This window comes from Streptomyces sp. NBC_00038 (genome assembly GCF_026343635.1).
Taxonomy (GTDB): domain Bacteria; phylum Actinomycetota; class Actinomycetes; order Streptomycetales; family Streptomycetaceae; genus Streptomyces.
Window position 1 is genome coordinate 1,051,223 of sequence record NZ_JAPELQ010000001.1, and the last position, 17,143, is coordinate 1,068,365.

Consider the following 17,143-nt stretch of genomic DNA (forward strand, 5'->3'; position numbering starts at 1 on the left):
GCACGAGACGCACGGACGTAGGCCCACCACGTCCCCGAGCCGCTGCTCGACCTCCCCTGTTCTTCCTGAGGTGTTCTCGTGTCCCACCCCGTACCGACCTGGGCATCCGTCCGCTCGTCCGAACGACTTGCCGACACTCCCGCCGTACGCCGCGACGGCCACTGGTGGCTGGTCACCCCGACCGGCACCGTCCCCGCCTCGGACCCCGACTTCACCGGCGAGCTGGACCACTTCGCCGCCGACATGGCCGCCGCCGACCGCGCCATCGCAAAACTGCGCACCGAACGCACGGCCGTACGCAAGGACCGGTGGTGAAGCCGCTCGTCCAGGCCGAGCAGGCAGTCCTGGGCTCGGTCTTCCTCGACCCCGGCCAGCTCGACCAGCTCGCGCCCTGGCTGCGGCCTGAACACTTCTCCCGTCCGGCGCACGCCGCCCTCTACGCCGCGATGCTCAAGCTCCGTGCCGACGGTCACCCGGCGACAACGGGGAAGAGCGGAGACCCGATCCCGCTGTCCTGGGTGACGGACACGGTGCAGGAGGCCAGCACCCGGACCCGTGGGCTCACCGCGTCGTACGCCCACTCCTTGATCTCCGCGTGCCCGCGAACCACCCATGCGCCCGTCTACGGGCGGATGGTCCTGGAGGGCGCCATCCACCGCAGCGTCACCCAGCACGCGGTCCGCCTCCATCAAGCCGCTCGTGCCGACGCCGTCCGCGGCGGAGTCGAGGAGACGGTCCGCCACGCCCAGATCCTGTCCGACGTCCTCGCCGACCTCGCCCACCGGTGGGGCACCGAGCCGCGACCGGTACCACCCCCGGCACCGAACACGTCGACCTCCCAGCAGCCACAGCCCGTCGACGAACAGGTCCTCGCCGACGAGGAGTTCCTGCTCGGCTGCATCAGCGCCCGGCCCGAGCAGCTGCTCGACGTTGTCGGCTGGCTACATCCGGGTGACTTCGCGGACATCGGTCATCAGCAGATCTACCGCGCTCTGGGCGCGCTGCATCACCGGGGCGAACCCATCGATCAGCTGACCGTGCTGTGGGAGACACAGCGCCGGAGCGCACTGTCCGACGGGACGCTCGACGCCGAACGCGTCCTGCGGATCTGCGATCCGCTGTCCCTCTCCGGTGTGGCCGAGCACTTTGGCGGACAGGTCGTCCAGGCCTCGCTCGTCCGTACGGCCGCGGCCTCCGCCCGGCAGGTGCGCGCGCTCGCGGACAACGAGTCCCTGGCCCCAGGACGGCTGATCGGGTACGCCCTGCACGCCCTCGGTCCGCTGGACGACGTACGCCGCCGCTTGCGCCTCACACACGAACCCGAACCGCCGCAGCGGACCAGCCGGCCAGGTACGTCACCGCCGGCCGCCCGCATCGATGCGGCCCGAGCCCGCAGCCACCTCGCGGCTGCCCCGGCCCCCTCGGCGCCGGTCGCGCCCGCCTGCGCCTCGTCTCCCGACCGACACAACCATCGGAGTCCGTCGTGACCGACCACACCGGCCGCGCGGGCCTGGAGAAGGACGAACTGTACGCGATGGCCCGGGAGTTCGAGATGCTCCGCTCAGAAATGGTTCGGTCGTACACGCAGAGCTCCCTTCCCGACCTGGCGCCCGCATCCCATCATCTCGGTGCACTGACAGGTCTGGTGAAGGACCTGTCCGACGAGGTCCTCTTCCGCGCCACCGCCGACGACCCGGGACTCGACTTCGGGCCGGTCATCGCCGCCTACACCAGTGCGTCCGCCCCGGCGGGACGCGCCATGACCAACTACACCGATGCCTTCGAACAGCTCGGATTCCTGCGCAAGTACGCGGAGGCCCCAGCCTCGGCGGATCTGCGCGATGCCCGCCAGGCCGCCTTCAACGTCGCGCAGGACCGGCTGGACCTCACGGTGGACTCACTGCAGGAAACCTTCGTCACGCTGCGGCGCGCTGCCGACGGGATCGACGGCACCCCACCCCGTGTTCTCGCCGCGCTGAGCCGCTCGGCACGCCCAGCGAACTCGATCTACCGCGTCCCGGCGAAGCTCCCCGCGACCGAGCCGATCCGTCTCGCCTACATGCCGGTGTCCCGCCGTGCGCGCTGACCTTCCGACGACACCGCCCCAGCCGTCGATCGGGAGTCTGTGCTCCGGGTACGGAGGTCTGGATCTCGGCGTCCAGGCAGTCCTCGGCGGAACGATCGCCTGGCATGCCGAGATCGATCCGGGACCGGTCCGGATCCTGTCCCGGCACTGGCCGACCGTGCCCAATCTCGGCGACATCACGGCTGTGAACTGGGCCGAAGTCCCGGAGGTGTGTGTCCTGACGGCCGGCTTCCCCTGTCAAAGACGTCTCCGTCGCCGGCCGCCGAGCCGGACTGGCTGATGGTACCCGGTCCGGTCTGTGGCACCACGTCGTCCGCGCCGTCGAAGCCCTCAACCCCTGTCTGGTGGTGATCGAGAATGTCCGCGGGCTCCTCTCCTCGCCCGCCGGTTCCCCTGGCGACGTGGAATTCTGCCCGTGGTGCCTGGGAGACACCGCAGGTCAGCCTGCTGTGCGAGCACTCGGTGCCGTACTTGGCTCCCTGGCCGACCTCCGGTTCGATGCGCGCTGGTGCGTGCTTCGCGCCGCTGACGTCGGAGCCCCGCACCGCCGGGAGCGGATCTTCCTCGCCGCCTGGCCGTCCGGACGGATCGCCCCTGCTCAAGACGCCTACCAGCAACCTGGGGGCCAACGGCGGCAGTCAGCACCCGGCGAAACGCAAGCAGGGCGGCCACGGCCCGAACCTGGCGGACGAGGTCGAGTGGCTCCTGCCCACCCCGAAAGCCTCGGACGGTACGAAAGGTTCGCCCAACCAGCGTCACGGGAACGGGGACTTGACCCTGCCCTCAGCTGCGACGCGACTACGGCCCACCACGAACGCGGACCTCACCCGTACGACGGGCCGGCGCAAGGGAGCCGCGAGTTGGACGCCGCTCACTCAGTCGCTGCCGCTGTTCGGGGATCCGGCGTCCGAGAAGGACGGACCGAGACCTGGGGACCGTACGCCGCCGCCATCGCCCGATGGGAGACGGTCACCCGTCCCGCACCACGGCCGACCGACGACGCGGGCCGCCTGAGCCCGCTGTTCGTGGAGTGGATGCAAGGCCTCCCTCCCGGCTGGGTGACCGACACACTCGGCCTGGGACGCCCCGCCCAACTGACCGCTCTGGGCAACGGAGTTGTGCCTCAACAGGCCGCCCGCGCCCTGGAACTCCTGGCGCCGCCTCCTCCCACCTGCCGCCATCGCGCACCGCGTTGAGCTGCGCTTCTACACCTGTTTCCCGGCCGGGCCAAACCCCGGTTTCTCCGGAACCTCGACACCCCACCCACCAGATCCTGCACAGGGGTAGCCATGTCCGAACCCGCCCACGAGAGCAAGCCGGTGCGCATACCGGACCACGACCTGGACGACCTCGTCGCCACAGTCACCCGCCTCGTCACCGAGAGCCGCAAACAGGGCGAGACCCTCGCCCGGCTCACTGACGACCAGCCGTCTCCGCAGGGCAGTGAACAGGCCGATGCCGCTCACCTTGGCGGCACGGCATCGGCCTCCGCCCCGGCAGGAGGTGATCCCCACGCCCCCGTGGAGGGCGGGCCGGCCTCCGTCTTCATCCTGGCGCTCGGCGCCAAGGCGTACGCCGTGGAACTGGCCGCGCTGACGAACTGGGTGCACGACCTGCTGCTACCGGTGTACGGACGGGAGATCACCACCGGCCGCCCATGGTGCCGGCAGTGGCAGGAGCACCCCGAGGCCGTCGCCCGGCTGCACGCCCTGTGGCTCGCCTGGCAGCAGCTCACCGACGCCCAGGCCGGCCTCACCGGTCCCTCCACCTGGCACCGCGACCACCTCGACCCGGCTCTGCTCCAACTCCGCACCCCGGACGGCCCGTTCGGGGCCTGCACCACCAGTGCGGCCCGACCCCACCACCGGCTGCTGGCCTCCCCCGAGCCCGTCGGAGTCTGAGATGGCCCCCACGTACGAACCTCCCGCACCGGACTACAGGATCGACGGCTTCGAAGCCGCCACCGAGCAGATCTGTGAGGACTTCGCTTCCACCATGCTCGCGGACGACCAGTTCGTCACCCTCGCCGAGCACCACCGCGCGAATGGCCGCGACAGCCACCTGCTGCTGTATGACCGGTCCGCGATCTGGGACATCCCCGGGACTGCGGAGTACGTCACGCTGCACATCACCCGAGACGTCGAGCAGCGCACGTTCGACTTCGCGTCCGAGCGCCACCCGGTCGTCCCGTTGGCGCAGAACTGGCTGATCCGCCGGGGCTGCCCGACGGAAGCCGCCGAGGTGTCCAACCACCACGGTCCGCGACCCGCCGACGCACTCACGGCACGCCTTGAGGGCCTTCTCCGGACCAACCCCGGCGACCGGTACGAGCTCCTCGACCACTACACCGACAACCTGTGCTCCTTCGACTCCGGCGTCGAGGTACGCACCCTCGTCTACGACAGCCACTCCGATTCCGTGCGCACGCCGTATCGCCTGTTCCTAGAAGAGACGACCAAGGACCTGCGCTCCTACACCGTGCGGGAAGGCGCCTTCACCAGCGCCGAGGAGGCCGACACGTGGGTCATGGAGCGGGAGTCGCCGCTGCCTCTGGCACCTGACCCGCAAGGCGTTGTCGGCCGCCGAACGGCAGCCGCCCGCGCTCGCTCCACGGTCACAGGCAACAGCCTCGCGGTGGCTCCGGCGCCCGTATCACCACCGCGGTCAGCGGGAGCGCCTGCCCCGACTCACTCCCGTGGGGGCACGCGATGAGCCGGGCACGGTACGCCTTCGCCGCCCATCCCGAGGCCCTCGCCGACCTGCGCGCCGTACCGGAGAACATCCGCGACCTGGCCCTGCTCGAACTGCAGCACCTGGTCCACGGCAACGAACGCGGCGCCGCCCTGCAGCGCGAACTGGCGGGCTGCCACAAGGTCTACGTCGATCCCGAGACCCGCTGGCGGCTCGTCATCCAGTACCGGGACGCTCCTGCCTCCTCCCAGCACAAACGGGAGATCTACCTACTGGCCGTCGGCGAGCGCCAGGACCAAGCCGCCTATCGAACCGCGGCCCTTCGGCTGGAGCGCGAGCGGGAAGCCACTGCTGCGACCCCGCTCGGCCGGCGTGCCCAGGCGGCCAGGGCCCGCTCGCCGCACCGCCACAGCGGGCCGGCCACCACCAATGCCCAGACGGCTGCGGCACCGACCACCGCCACGGCCCGCACGACGTCAGAACGCGCCGCGCGGTCCCACTGACGGCGCTCAGACACCTTTCGGAGAACCCACCATGCCCGACCTCTCCCACACGCCCGCCCCTCCCACCGAACTCGTCAACCCGCCCCGGACCAGGTGACTCCCGTGCCCTCAGTCAGATCCCGCCGCCGCGATCGCGCCCGCGTGCTCCCGAACACAATCTGCCCAGCCAGCCGCGCACCACCGCCCAAAGGCCACCGCATGCCCAGCCTTGCTCCCCGCGCCCCCGACCCGAACGCCGACGTCCTGATCAGCCCCGGCTATCTCGCCGGGCCCGGCGACAGCCGCAGGATCTTCAACACCCTCGACGTTGCTCCCAGTTGGACCAAGACCGTCGCCTTCGGCACCGACACCTACCACACCAGCCCGTGCCAGCGCGTACGCGTAGCCAACCCCGTGGAGAGCTTCTACGGCGGGTGGACCATCTCCTACGCCGAGGACCCGCTCGGCGTCCCCGACTGGATCACCACGTTCGACCGCAACACACCCCACGAGATCGTGGCCGCGTTCACCAAGACCCTCGTCGACGGACTGCACAACAACTTCGCCGACCACCTCAGCGGCGGCAGGCACTACACCGGCACCAGCCCCGCGTCCCTGATCGCCCGCCACCGGTGGGAGCCGGTCCACGGCTCCCGGCCCTTCCGCAGCGTCTCGCCCGACGGCCACGCCGCCTATCAGATGCGCGTCGGCTGGCTCCACGAATACGACGAGTTGCTCGCGCCCGAGAAGTCGACGTGGCGCATGTCCGCCGGCACCGACCCCGTGTACACGCCGAGTTGGCAAGCCTTCTTCAGCCGGTACACACCGCAGCACCTCATAACGGCCGCGACCGCCGTGTTCACGGACCCCACCCCCGTGCCCCGCGTCACAGACCAGATTCCCGACCGCCACCGCTCACTGGTATCGGTCACCCGCAGGGACACGAGCCGACCCGATTCGCGCTCCGCAGCGGCGCTCGCCCGCAGCGCGCACTCCCAGGCAATGCCCGTAGCTGCGCCCCCGGCCGCGCCGCCCACGCTCGCCACGCACGCCGGACCCCGACGGCAGCGCTGACGCTCCTCCCCTCAGTCCTGGAGTTCCACCGTGCCGAACACCGCCCCCGACGGGGACCTGTACGTCTCCCCGCTCTACCTCGCCGGCTCCACCTTCACTGGCGACCCCGCCCTCGCGCCCCTCCTCGACCACGACTTCGACCTCCACTCCGACGAGTTGGCGAACGTGTACGTCTCCTCGCCGCAGCGGCACATACGCCTCGGCTACCTCCCCGAGGGGCCGGACTACACGCTGTGGAAAATCGCCGTCCACGCCGATCCCTTCGGTCCTCCGCGCTGGATGGCCACCTTCGACTCACCCACCCCCACCGAACTGGTGACCGCCTTCACCACCGCCCTCGCCAGCGGCTACGCCAAGGGTCCGGACAACTACCTGGCCCAGAAGGCCTATCCGGTCGACGGGGCCTTGCGTCCCCTCACGGAAGCAGGGTGGACACGCACGGACAGCTGGGCCGCAACCGTGTGCACCGCCCCCGACCAACTTGCCGGACTCACCTACTCTCGCCAGCTCCCCGGCCCAGACGCTGAACTGCACGGCGACGAACACCGGTGGCTCCTGTGGGGCGGCCAGGACGGCTACCGCTCACGCTGGTACGCGTCCTTCACCTCCCGCACGCCCATCCACCTGATCGCGGCGACCACCGCGCGCCTGGCGGACCCCGTGCCCGTACTCCGGTACGCGCCCGAAGTTCCTGCCCGAAACCGCGGCACCGCCCACATCACTCCGGTCACACCGCCCGTACCAACTCCTCTGGATGTCCGCCGAGCCTCTGCCGCCCGGGCCCGCACCACCATCCACCGGGCCGTGGTGGGTGCCGCCGCGGTCGCGACAGCACCCGGTCCCAGCGCCGTCCTTCCTGTCCGCGCCTTTCGGCGTCGATGACCGCCACACCCCGCAAAGGGCAGCCACGTCACCGGGAGTCCACTCGCCGGTCCCACCAGCCCCCGCCGACAGACACCCGGCTCAGGGCCATGGCCGTCACCGACCAGTTCGGCCAACGCATGCGAGGCATGGCCATCTCCCAGTCAGGTGCCTTCGAGCAGGCGCACCAGCGAAGCCGTGATCACGCGGTGGCGGCCTCCGAGGGGCACGAGCTTGAACGGCGCCTCACCTCGTTTGACCAGTGCGTGGAGGTGGCTCTTTGAGACGCCGAGCGCGGTCGCGGCCTTGGGGACGCTCACCGTAGCGGGCCAGGAGCGCACTTCATCGAGAGTCGGGCCGTCACTGGACTTCGAGCGGCCTCCGCCGACATCACTCATCAGGTCTCCCGTCTCCCGTACACGGTCCACTGCATCGGCCTGTAGCGGCTCAGGCAAGGCGCCCGAGGAATGTGCGAATTGTGCGTTCGAGCGGGCCAGAAGCGCCCGGTGACCTCCACGCGGGCTCAGCTCCTGCCGCGCTAGTTGCATTGCTCACCCTCCGCTTCATCGCTGCCGTTTCGAAGTCGCCGAACTGGCGTGCCCATACCCGCCCGGGCGCATCCACCCGCCCCGCCGGTTCCCCCTCCGCGCCCCCGTCCGCCGACCACTACCGCCAGTGCTCGTGTTCACCGCCCACCCACATCCACCGAGAAAGGGATCCATCGGTGCCCGACCCCACCGACCTCGCCGCCGCCGACCAGATGATCGAAGCAGCCTGGGGATACACCCTGGACGATCTGCACACCTGTCTGCGCGACGGCAAGGTGAACGACCCTGCCCTCGTGGCCGTCCTGCGGATACGCGGGGCGCTGGAGATCGACGACAGCGACATCACGAACCACCGCGAGCGGGTTCACCGCTTCACCCGCGCGGGCCGCGTCCCGTTGTTCCACGATCTGAAGGGGATCGGGTCCTCGTCGTCCGACCTGCTGACCGCTCACGCAAGCAGCCAGGCCCGCGTTCATGCCGTCCGGTCCATCATCGACGCCTACCCGGAGGGGTACCTCGCCGAGGGCCTGGCCCGGTCGTTGACGCGGTCAGCGGAGCCTCGGGCCGAGGCGGCCCTGGCACGCTCCGGCGCGCCGGCGACGAACCCGCCAAGGGACCAGCCGAGCGTCGACACCGCGGCGCACCAGAACGTTCCGCACAACAGGTCGCGCTCTGCGCAGCGTTAGCCGATGCCGGCCCGCTCACAGCGAACCGTCGGCCTCGGCGTCCACCAGCCGCGCCAGTTCCTCCACGCTCAGCTCAATTCGCCGCCCATCGGCCATCCGGGACCGGCCGACCGACGCCGCCTCGACGTCGTCGACAGCCTCGTCGTGCACGCGGATCTCCTCACTGCCCAAGCCAGCTCCTCCCCTTCTCCCCATTCGGCTCCGTGAACGCCCGCTCCCACACCAGCTGAGGGAGCGGCCGTTTCATTCCGCGCTGGACGGACGTCAGCCGTCGCATCCGCGGCCAGTTCGCCCACGGCAGACGCACACCGCGGGCAACGACTGGAGACACCACCCAAGACCATGTCAACGTACGGGAGCCCGGAAAAGCCGCAGGTCAACGAAGGGTTCTCTGTTCGTGACGCTCACCGCCACCGCTCCGTTCCAGCTCCTGGCCGAGCTTCCTCCGCACCCCCTCGGCGAGCGCGAGTGGCTTCTCGAATGCCACTGCGCCCGACCCGTCACCGACCTCCTCAAGCGCCAGGGATGGGACGTCGTCACCGATCTGGACTGCAACGTCCACTGCTCCAGCCCCGACCAGCGCGTATACGTGGGCTTCCTCCCCGAAAGCCAGGAGGCAGCGCGCGGCGAGCTGTGGCACATCCACGTCACGGACAAGGACGGCACCACGGCCTGGCGCCAGACCTTCGGTCCGGACACCCCGGCACAGGCCGTAGCCGGGTTCCTCGCCGCGCTGGTCGCCTTCCCGACCCGTTACTGCAGCTGCGTCTGACACCCAACCCTCAGCTGCCGCACCACCTGCCCCAACTCCGTCCCGGAGGCCGCCTCATGCCCCGCCACTCGATCACCGTGACCGCATACCACGCCGACAACACCGTCTGTCCCTCGGAACACCTGCACACCAGAAGCGGTAAGCCGCTCACCGAGGGATGCACGGGACGAGATCACTTCGTCGCGTCGTGCAGCTGCTCCACCTGGACGAGTAGCCGCTCGTCCACAAAGAACTACTCCACCGCGCAAGGCGTGCGGCATCGCGCCGAACAGCAGCGAACGGAGTCCGCCGCCCCGTCGAAGGGCCCCGCTGTGCTGCGCGAACTCCTTCGACTCGACGCAGACGACTAAAACCGCCCAGCACGCTCCCGCTTACCACCCTCATCGCCCAGGAGGCTGTCTTGCCCTACGAGTTCACCGTCGGCCAGCTGGTCCATCAGCTCCAGACCTTCGATCCCGACCTGCCCGCGTACTTCGCCATCAACCCGGACTGGCCGTACGCCCACCGCATCGGCCGCATCGTGGAGATCACCGGATCGGACGGAGCCGTCTACATCGCCGAGAACGGCCAGGAGGGCGTGCTACCGCCCGCCGTCCGCGACCAGTTGGACTGGGCCGACGTATGACCGGCCACCCCCGTACACAGCCCTCTGCACCGCCGATCAACCCCTCGCACCCATTGATCCTCAGTGACCTGGTCCGTCATCCCATGCCTCGATCTGTACGGGGCGTCCTCCTCCGCAGCGTGCACCCCCATCCCGCCCAGCCGATCCACACGATGTGGATAACCGACCAGGGCCCCACCCCGCTCCGCGCCGGCTCCATCCTGCTCAGCTGGGCGCCCAGCCTCGGGAACGGAGTGGATGTGACCGCTCGCCTCCGTCTGGCCTCGGCGGAGGTCCTGCTCGCCAACTGGCCGGGCCTACGGGGCGATTGGACCCCGGTCGTACACCCCACGCTTCACGAGGTCATCGGCCTTCACGCCGCCTTGTCCGTAGCCACTCACGCGCTACACCTCGCCAACCACCTGGCCGCCGTCTGACGCCGTCGGCTGATCCTGAGAGCCGCTCCTGAAGCAGGGGCGGCTCTCAGGGCGTACGCGGAGTGATCCCATACGTTTCGGCCAAGATGCGTTCTCACCAGCCACCGACGGGGCAGATCGTCTACTCGGCGAGCGAGGCGCTGCCTATCATCGTCGTCACGTGTCAAGAGGTTCGGGGGAAAGCGGTCATGGATCCGGAAGTGCTGGCGCAGACCGCGGGGACGACTGTCGTCGCGTTGATGGCCACCGATGCCTGGCAGCAGGCGCGTGACGGCGTGGTAGCGCTGTGGCGTCGGGTGCGTCCCGCGCAGGCCGACGAGGTCGGCACCGCGTTGGAGGAGACACGGGAGGAGATCCTCGTGGTCCGGCGCGATGGTGACTCGGCGGGTGCCGAAGACCTGGAGCGGGACTGGCGCCGCAGGTTGCGGCGTCTGCTCGCCGCCGATCCGTCCGTCGCCCAGGAGCTTGAGGACGTTCTCGCGGAGGCGCGGGCATCACTGCCGGAGGCGGAGCAACCGCCGGTTCCCTCGGTGCAGTTGCACGCGCACGCATCCGGGAGCGCGCGCGTCTACCAGGCCGGCCGAGACCAGCACATCATCGAGCGATGACGGAACGGTTCAGCACTCCGCGAGTGGATCACGTCCTGCGGGCCGTGGCCGACGGAAGCAGCAGTGTGTACCAGGCCGGCGGCAACCAGGTCATCGTGGACTACACGGTCCAGCAGTACGAACGGCCGTCGCCAGGAGCGAGACTGCCCTGGGCCAGCCCCGAGTCGGTGCGCACGCCCATGGTCAGTCCGCTGAGTTCGCCTCTGCGTGACCGCCACGGCCTGCGAGGCGAACTCCTGCGGGCCATTCGCGATCCGGCGACCGCGACGAACGGGCTGCACGTCGTGCACGGCATGCCGGGGAGCGGCAAGACGGCCCTGGCTCAGACCGTGTTCGACGAGGCGGTGGCAGGCTGTGGAGTCGTGGGGCTGTGGGTCAACGCCTGTGACGAGCCGACGTTCCGTTCCGGGATGCTGGCGGTGGCCCACGACCGAGGAGCCGCGCAGCAGGAGGTCGATGCCGCGCGCGAGGGCCGCCGCGCAGACGCGGATCTTGTCTGGCACTACCTGGACCGCTCCCCCGAACCGTGGTTGCTCGTCCTCGACAACGCCGACGATCCCGCGGTGTTCCGGCATGGGGCCTGGCTGCGATCGAGCCGCCGCGGCATCGTGCTGATCACGACGCGGCGCGGGGATGCCGCCGAGTGGCGTCGCGGAGCCCCGCACCCGTTGGACGTGCTGGACGTCCCCTACGCCGTCGACGTCCTACGGGATCTCGCGGTGAGTGCTGAGGACACGGCGAAGCTGGAGTTGCTGGCACTGCGGCTCGGCTGCCACCCGCTGGCGTTGTCCCTCGCGGGCGCGTATCTGGGCCGACAACTTCTGGAAGCGGTCTCTGTGGACGAGTACCTGAGGCGTCTCGACTCCGACCCATCCCTCCTCGACCGTGGAGCGGCACCGGGAGAACAGGAATTGCGGCGGCTGATCACCAGCACGTGGCAGATCTCCCTGGACGCCCTGGCCGAGCAGGGTGTTCCCGAGTCGACGACGCTGCTCAGACTGCTGTCGTGCTTTGCCTCCGCGCCGTTGCCGGTCGGGGTTCTCGCTCCGGCCGGCATCGACCAGACCGAGCTGCCGCACGCGGCCCCACCGCTTACGGGTGATCACGCGAACCGGGCTCTGGAAGGGCTCATGTCCCACTCGCTGGTCGCGGTCCCGGACGCAAAGGCCGGAGCCGGACGGACCGACGTGCGCTGCGTCCAGGCGCATCCGCTGCTCCTGGAGACGGTCGCGTCGCGCATGCCGGTCGACCAACGAGTGCTGTTGCTGGAGTCCGCCGCCGGCCTGCTGTGCCGACTCCTGTCGACGGACTCCGATCACTTCGTGGACACGCGCACCCTGCGCCTGTTCACCCCGCACACCTCGGCCCTGCTTGGGCATGCCGCCGCACACCGCGCCGAGGCGGCCACCGAGGCGGCGCTGTCCATCGTCCGTGACCTGCGGGACCAGTCGTACGAGCGTGGTGACTACCCCACGGCGCGGACGCTCGCCGACGACGCGGCCCGGGTCACCGACGGCCGGATGTCCGCGGAGGCTCTGACCGACCGGCACGAACAGGGCAGGATTCTGGCCGCCCTGGGGCACTTCGACGAGGCGGTCACGGTTCACGAGGCCACGTTGCAGGCCCGTGAGTCCGTGCTGGGCCCTGATCACCCGGACACCCTGGCCAGCGCCCACGCCCTGGGGATCGCCCTCTACGGCCTTGGTCGCTGGGCGGAGGACGAGCAGTACATGCGACGTGCCGCTGAGGGCCGTACGGCGGTCCTGGGCGCCGCGGACCCGGACACGATCGACAGCCGGGGCCGGCTGGCCGAGGCGATCGGGCAACAGCAGCGCTGGACCGAGGCCCGCCAACTCGCCGCGGAGAACCTGGCGGTGAGTGAGCAGGCGCTCGGGAACGATCACCCGCACACGCTCCTGAGCCGGATCGCGCTGGCATGGGTGCTGGCCGGCACCGGGGAATGGGACGAGGCGGCGGTCCACACCCGCGCCACGCTGGAGGGCAGCGAGCGGGTACTGGGCAGGGATCACCCTCGTACGCTCGCCGCGCGCCAGCGCCTGGCCGACGTCCTGTCCCGCCTCGGACAGTGGCCGGAGGCCTTGGAGGCAGCGCGGTCGGTACGCGCGGCCCGGCAGCAGGTTCTCGGTCCGGAGCATCCTCACACGCTCTCCGTCGAGATCCTGCTGTCCCGGATTCTGCGCGGCAACGGGCACGTGGACGAGGCCAGAGAACTGGCCGCCGACAGGCTGGTCGTCTGCACCCGCGTGCTGGGAGACGATCATCCGGATACGCTGGCCTGCCGTACCGAGTGCGAAGCCGCCGGCGTAACGCCGGTTCAGCGCAGGACAGTTGACCAAGAGGACGGCGAGTCGTGATCGAGCCGATACGCGTGTGGCGCAAGAGCAGCTACAGCGGCGCCGACAACGGCTGCATGGAAATCCTCACCCCCCCCCCCCGCAGGGAAGAGCTCCGATCCGCGACTCGAAGATGCCCCACGGGCCGGTGATCGATTTTCACGATCACTCGTGGGCGTTCTTCGTCCGAGCCCTTCTGCACGGTGAGTTCGTCGACCATGTCCGTTGAGAACCGAATGAGCGAGGGAGGCTGACGGTGGCGGATCCGGCTACCGGTGACATCTCGATACGAGATCGGGCCCGCTGGAACAGCGCCGCCCGGGACCAGTACGTCGTGGAGATCGGCCACCAGTACGTCGCGCACCACACCGCGATGCCCGGCCCCACCGTGTCCGAACGCTCGGGACCCGACTCCGTACGAGTGCCGCTCACCGCGCGGTCGCCCTCTCCTGTCCGGGACCGTCACGACATACGCCGTGACGTGCTGCACGCCATCGGTCATCCCGGCGTCTCGCCCGCGAAGTTCGTCTTCCACGGCACCGCGGGGAGCGGGAAGACCGTACTCGCCAAGGACGTGTTCGACGAGGTCGTGGCGCGGGGCGTGGTGGGACTGTGGGTGAACGCGGCCACCGAGGTCGCGTTCCGCGCCGGCATGCTGGCCGTCGCCCTCGACCGTGGTGCCGACCCTGGCCAAGTCGAGGCGGCGCGGGTCGGACAGCGCCCCGCCGCCGATCTCGTCTGGCAGTGCCTCGATGCCTCCGCCGAACCGTGGCTGCTTGTCCTCGACAACGCCGACGACCCGAGCGTGTTCGGCGACGGCATCTGGCTGCGCCGCTCCCGGCGTGGCACCGTACTCGTCACCACGCGCCACGGCAGCGCGCCTCTGTGGCAGGACGCCGACCGTCGCCGCCTCGATGTCCTCGGTCTGGACGACGCCGTACGGGTCCTGCGCGACCTCAACGTGAGCGGCTACGACCAAGCTGCACTGGAGAGACTCGCGAACGGCCTCGGCTGCCATCCGCTCGCGCTCACCCTGGCCGGCGCCTACCTCGGCCAGCGGCGGCTCGATCCGCTCACCGTGGACGAGTTCCTCCAACGCCTGCGCGATGACCCGAGCGGCACCCTGGACGAAGCCGCCGACCCGGACGAACGTGACCTACGCCGGCTGATCAGCTCCACGTGGCAGATCTCGCTGGACGCACTGACCGACCGGGGCGTCCCCGAGGCGACCACTCTGATGTGGCTGCTGTCCTGCTACGCGCCCGACCCCCTGCCCATCGGCCTTCTCCACGCCCAGCGGCTCCGGCTCACCGCCCTCGCCCATGCCGAGCCGCCGCTCCCCACCCGGAAGGCGGACGCCGCCCTCCGGGGCCTGATGTCGCAGTCCATGGTGGCGGACCTCGAAGTTCCTGGAGACGTCGGCCGACCCGCCGTACCCTCCCTCCAGGCCCACGCCCTCCTCCTGGACACCGTGGCAGCCCGCATCCCCCTCGACCAGCGCGAGGGCATCCTGGCCTCCGCCACCCAGCTGCTGGACCACTTGCTGCACGACGGTGAAGCCGAAGGCACCTACCTCGACGCCCAGACCCTGCGGCTGTTCACTCCGCACGCGCTGGCACTGCTACGCCGCGCTGCCGCCGCCCACTCGGCCGCCGCACCGAAGGCCCTCAGCCTTGTCCGCTACCTTCGCGACCAGAGCCGCGAACGCGGCGACTACACGTCGGCGCACCTCCTCGCGGAGTCCGCCGTGCGCGTCCCCTCGTCCGTGTCCGCTGCCACGGAGGCCGAATTGCTCGACGACCGATACGAACTCGCCTGTTCTCTGGCTGACTTGGGACGCTACGCGGAGTCCGTCGAGATGCACCGCGAAGTTCTGCACACCCGCGAGGCACAGCTCGGCCCCGACCACGTCCAGACGCTCGACAGCGCCCATGCGCTGGGTCTGGCCCTGTACGGGCTGGGTGAATGGGCCGAGGACGAGCAGCACCTTCGACGCGCCGTCGACGGTCGGAGGCGGGTCCTCGGACTCGAACACGCCGACACGATCATGAGCACAGCCTGCCTGGCCGAAGCCATCGGTGAGCAGCAGCGCTGGGACGAGGCCGAGGCACTGGCCCGCGCCAACCTGGCCACCAGCGAAGCAGCCCACGGCCCGAACAGCCCGTACACGCTCGCGGCGCGCCACACACTCGCCTGGGCCCTGTACCAGCTGGGGCACCTCGATGAGGCCGAGGCCCTCGCATCCGCCACACTCACGGAGCGGGAGCACTCCCTCGGCTCCGAGCACCCTCGCACTCTGGTCGTCCGGGATCTGCTCGCCGGCATCCTGTGCGGCCAGGAACGCTGGGCGGAAGCGGAAGTCGCAGCACGATCGGTCCTCACCCCCCGTGAGGAGCTGCTCGGCGCGGAACACCCACACACCCTGGCCATGCGCACCGAGCTGATCCGGATCCTCACTGGGGCCGGCGATCTGACGGCGGCGCAACCTCTGGCCGTACTGAACCTCGAAGCATGCATCCGTGTCCTCGGGGAGGAACACCCCGACACACTCGCCTGCCGACAGGCTCATCTTGACGCCTTCGGGTCAAGCCCTCACGATGACGAAACGCCCCGGACTGAACATGACAAGGACGTGCAGCGTTGACGGACACCGCATCGACCGGCATATGGGTCAAGAGCAGCTACAGCGGACACAACAACAACTGCATGGAATTCCTCACCCCCCCCCGCTGGGTAAAGCCGTGGTGCGCGACTCGAAGGATCCGCATCGCCGGATGACCGTCCACGCCAAGACGTGGACCTCGTTCGTGCGCGCCTATCGTTCAGGTGTTCCCGATCCCACGGGGTGACCCTCTCGCCACCGCAGGCGGGCCATACGCTCAGACCCGCCCGTCAACCCGAGACATGGTCGTGCGGACCGAGAGCTCAAGGAAGCGCGGGCTAGGGACCAGGCTTGAATAACTCGGCCACAGGCAGATATTGATGCCACCTCCGGCCGAACAACAGCAAGAGCGCCAGCACCCCTGCGGCGGAAACGAGCACACCGGCAGCCAGATCCGGGACGCCCAGCAGCGACACAATGACGGCGGCGCCGGCGATGGCCAACACGGAGAGCCCCACGCGCAGCAGCTCGCGCTCACGAACCGGCTGAAGGCCATCGAGCGAACTGGGGGACAGCAGAGTCCCTACATTTCCAGCGGTGTACTGCTCGGCGACAGTGGCCAGCAGGCCCGCCAGCTCCTCCAATGCATCGTGCGAGGCCCCTGTGTCAAGGCGGGATTCCGCGACGCGTAGTCGGGCCACTACCTGACCAGCATGACGGCGCAGTTCGGAGCGGCGCGGGGACAGATGCGGAACAGTCCCCCGCGTGCGGTACGCCTTCAGGACACCATGCTCCACGATCCGGAGCGCAGCCGATACAGCCTGCATCCGTTCCGCCCGCCGAGGACCTCCCGCTCTATGCGCCTCGGCACACGCCTTGATCGCCTCCGCGCACAGGACCACCAGGACGGACCGGCCAGCTGAGACGTATGCCTCCCGGGTTGCTCCCGCCGTGAAGGCAAGGAGGAGGCCCCAGGCGTAGAGCCCAACCACGGCCTGCGGGCCAGGATGCATCGGCTCCAACTCGGCATCGATGACGACCCATGCCGCATACATCACGACCGTAGAGACACCGAGCGTCGCGGCGATCGAGTGGACAAACATACGGAGGCTGTTGACAGTGCGTCGGCGTATGGCGACACGGACACCGAGGGGCAGCGGCCACCAGTCGTAGCCAAGGCGATCCAGGGCCGTGCGCAACTCCCCTATTTGCTTGTCCGACACCCGTCCCAGTCGACTCTTCCGCCATCGCCGCACAGGTTCCGTCATGGTCATGAACTGTGAGGATGCCACAGCGGATTGCCGTACCGAGCAGTTGTGCGAACACCTCCACCGCCCG

At 69.7% G+C, this 17,143-nt stretch carries 22 protein-coding genes; 19 read left to right on the forward strand and 3 right to left on the reverse strand.

The features are described from left to right. Positions 1 to 78: 78 nt before the first annotated feature. From OG219_RS04790 to OG219_RS04835, 10 genes are all read left to right on the forward strand, one after another. On the forward strand, positions 79 to 315 hold the full coding sequence (locus OG219_RS04790) for a hypothetical protein (protein WP_266823183.1): 237 nt from the start codon (positions 79 to 81) through the stop codon (positions 313 to 315). After that, on the forward strand, positions 312 to 1,487 hold the full coding sequence (locus OG219_RS04795) for a DnaB-like helicase N-terminal domain-containing protein (protein WP_266823184.1): 1,176 nt from the start codon (positions 312 to 314) through the stop codon (positions 1,485 to 1,487). Before OG219_RS04790 ends, OG219_RS04795 begins: the two co-directional genes overlap by 4 nt. Beyond that, positions 1,484 to 2,086 carry a hypothetical protein gene (locus OG219_RS04800; RefSeq protein ID WP_266823185.1) on the forward strand — a complete coding sequence of 201 codons (603 nt, stop codon included), beginning with the start codon at positions 1,484 to 1,486 and terminating at the stop codon, positions 2,084 to 2,086. Before OG219_RS04795 ends, OG219_RS04800 begins: the two co-directional genes overlap by 4 nt. Next, entirely contained in the window at positions 2,076 to 2,366 is a 291-nt protein-coding gene (locus OG219_RS04805) for a DNA cytosine methyltransferase (RefSeq protein ID WP_266823187.1), read from the forward strand. Before OG219_RS04800 ends, OG219_RS04805 begins: the two co-directional genes overlap by 11 nt. Next, positions 2,359 to 3,282 (forward strand): DNA cytosine methyltransferase, encoded by a 924-nt coding sequence (locus OG219_RS04810; RefSeq protein ID WP_266836002.1) that lies wholly within the window; start codon positions 2,359 to 2,361, stop codon positions 3,280 to 3,282. Before OG219_RS04805 ends, OG219_RS04810 begins: the two co-directional genes overlap by 8 nt. A gap of 93 nt (positions 3,283 to 3,375) precedes the next feature. Further along, complete coding sequence (locus tag OG219_RS04815; protein ID WP_266823189.1) at positions 3,376 to 3,987, forward strand: DUF4913 domain-containing protein; 612 nt, start codon at positions 3,376 to 3,378, stop codon at positions 3,985 to 3,987. Position 3,988: 1 nt separating this feature from the next. Next, positions 3,989 to 4,798 carry a hypothetical protein gene (locus OG219_RS04820; RefSeq protein WP_266823191.1) on the forward strand — a complete coding sequence of 270 codons (810 nt, stop codon included), beginning with the start codon at positions 3,989 to 3,991 and terminating at the stop codon, positions 4,796 to 4,798. Then, complete coding sequence (locus OG219_RS04825; RefSeq protein ID WP_266823193.1) at positions 4,795 to 5,280, forward strand: type II toxin-antitoxin system RelE/ParE family toxin; 486 nt, start codon at positions 4,795 to 4,797, stop codon at positions 5,278 to 5,280. Before OG219_RS04820 ends, OG219_RS04825 begins: the two co-directional genes overlap by 4 nt. A gap of 198 nt (positions 5,281 to 5,478) precedes the next feature. Continuing rightward, positions 5,479 to 6,333, forward strand: a complete 855-nt coding sequence (locus OG219_RS04830) for a DUF317 domain-containing protein (RefSeq protein ID WP_266823195.1) — start codon at positions 5,479 to 5,481, stop codon at positions 6,331 to 6,333. 30 nt (positions 6,334 to 6,363) lie between these two features. Continuing rightward, entirely contained in the window at positions 6,364 to 7,215 is an 852-nt protein-coding gene (locus tag OG219_RS04835) for a DUF317 domain-containing protein (RefSeq protein WP_266823197.1), read from the forward strand. A gap of 143 nt (positions 7,216 to 7,358) precedes the next feature. Here OG219_RS04835 and OG219_RS04840 read toward each other — a convergent pair whose 3' ends face one another. Then, on the reverse strand, positions 7,359 to 7,592 hold the full coding sequence (locus OG219_RS04840; RefSeq protein ID WP_266823199.1) for an AlpA family transcriptional regulator: 234 nt from the start codon (positions 7,590 to 7,592) through the stop codon (positions 7,359 to 7,361). A 326-nt stretch (positions 7,593 to 7,918) separates the two neighbouring features. On the opposite strand from OG219_RS04840, the gene OG219_RS04845 reads away from it, so the two are divergent. Next, positions 7,919 to 8,428, forward strand: a complete 510-nt coding sequence (locus tag OG219_RS04845; protein ID WP_266823201.1) for a hypothetical protein — start codon at positions 7,919 to 7,921, stop codon at positions 8,426 to 8,428. A 15-nt stretch (positions 8,429 to 8,443) separates the two neighbouring features. Here OG219_RS04845 and OG219_RS04850 read toward each other — a convergent pair whose 3' ends face one another. Beyond that, entirely contained in the window at positions 8,444 to 8,599 is a 156-nt protein-coding gene (locus OG219_RS04850) for a hypothetical protein (RefSeq protein ID WP_266823203.1), read from the reverse strand. A 226-nt stretch (positions 8,600 to 8,825) separates the two neighbouring features. On the opposite strand from OG219_RS04850, the gene OG219_RS04855 reads away from it, so the two are divergent. From OG219_RS04855 to OG219_RS04890, 8 genes are all read left to right on the forward strand, one after another. Continuing rightward, the gene (locus OG219_RS04855) at positions 8,826 to 9,200 is read left to right on the forward strand and encodes a DUF317 domain-containing protein (RefSeq protein ID WP_266823205.1); all 375 of its coding nucleotides are present in this window, start codon (positions 8,826 to 8,828) and stop codon (positions 9,198 to 9,200) included. Positions 9,201 to 9,600: 400 nt separating this feature from the next. Next, positions 9,601 to 9,825 (forward strand): hypothetical protein, encoded by a 225-nt coding sequence (locus tag OG219_RS04860; RefSeq protein WP_266823207.1) that lies wholly within the window; start codon positions 9,601 to 9,603, stop codon positions 9,823 to 9,825. Positions 9,826 to 9,908: 83 nt separating this feature from the next. Further along, the gene (locus tag OG219_RS04865; RefSeq protein WP_266823208.1) at positions 9,909 to 10,241 is read left to right on the forward strand and encodes an esterase; all 333 of its coding nucleotides are present in this window, start codon (positions 9,909 to 9,911) and stop codon (positions 10,239 to 10,241) included. Between the two features lie 188 nt (positions 10,242 to 10,429). After that, entirely contained in the window at positions 10,430 to 10,849 is a 420-nt protein-coding gene (locus OG219_RS04870) for a hypothetical protein (RefSeq protein WP_266823209.1), read from the forward strand. Next, positions 10,846 to 13,224, forward strand: a complete 2,379-nt coding sequence (locus tag OG219_RS04875; RefSeq protein ID WP_266823210.1) for a tetratricopeptide repeat protein — start codon at positions 10,846 to 10,848, stop codon at positions 13,222 to 13,224. Before OG219_RS04870 ends, OG219_RS04875 begins: the two co-directional genes overlap by 4 nt. A 14-nt stretch (positions 13,225 to 13,238) precedes the next feature. Further along, the gene (locus OG219_RS04880) at positions 13,239 to 13,355 is read left to right on the forward strand and encodes a DUF397 domain-containing protein (RefSeq protein ID WP_266836003.1); all 117 of its coding nucleotides are present in this window, start codon (positions 13,239 to 13,241) and stop codon (positions 13,353 to 13,355) included. Further along, positions 13,337 to 13,432 (forward strand): hypothetical protein, encoded by a 96-nt coding sequence (locus OG219_RS04885; protein WP_266823211.1) that lies wholly within the window; start codon positions 13,337 to 13,339, stop codon positions 13,430 to 13,432. Before OG219_RS04880 ends, OG219_RS04885 begins: the two co-directional genes overlap by 19 nt. Before the next feature lie 27 nt (positions 13,433 to 13,459). Then, positions 13,460 to 15,847 carry a tetratricopeptide repeat protein gene (locus tag OG219_RS04890; RefSeq protein WP_266823212.1) on the forward strand — a complete coding sequence of 796 codons (2,388 nt, stop codon included), beginning with the start codon at positions 13,460 to 13,462 and terminating at the stop codon, positions 15,845 to 15,847. Positions 15,848 to 16,143: 296 nt separating this feature from the next. Here OG219_RS04890 and OG219_RS04895 read toward each other — a convergent pair whose 3' ends face one another. Continuing rightward, positions 16,144 to 17,028, reverse strand: a complete 885-nt coding sequence (locus OG219_RS04895; protein ID WP_266823213.1) for a hypothetical protein — start codon at positions 17,026 to 17,028, stop codon at positions 16,144 to 16,146. Positions 17,029 to 17,143 lie beyond the last annotated feature (115 nt).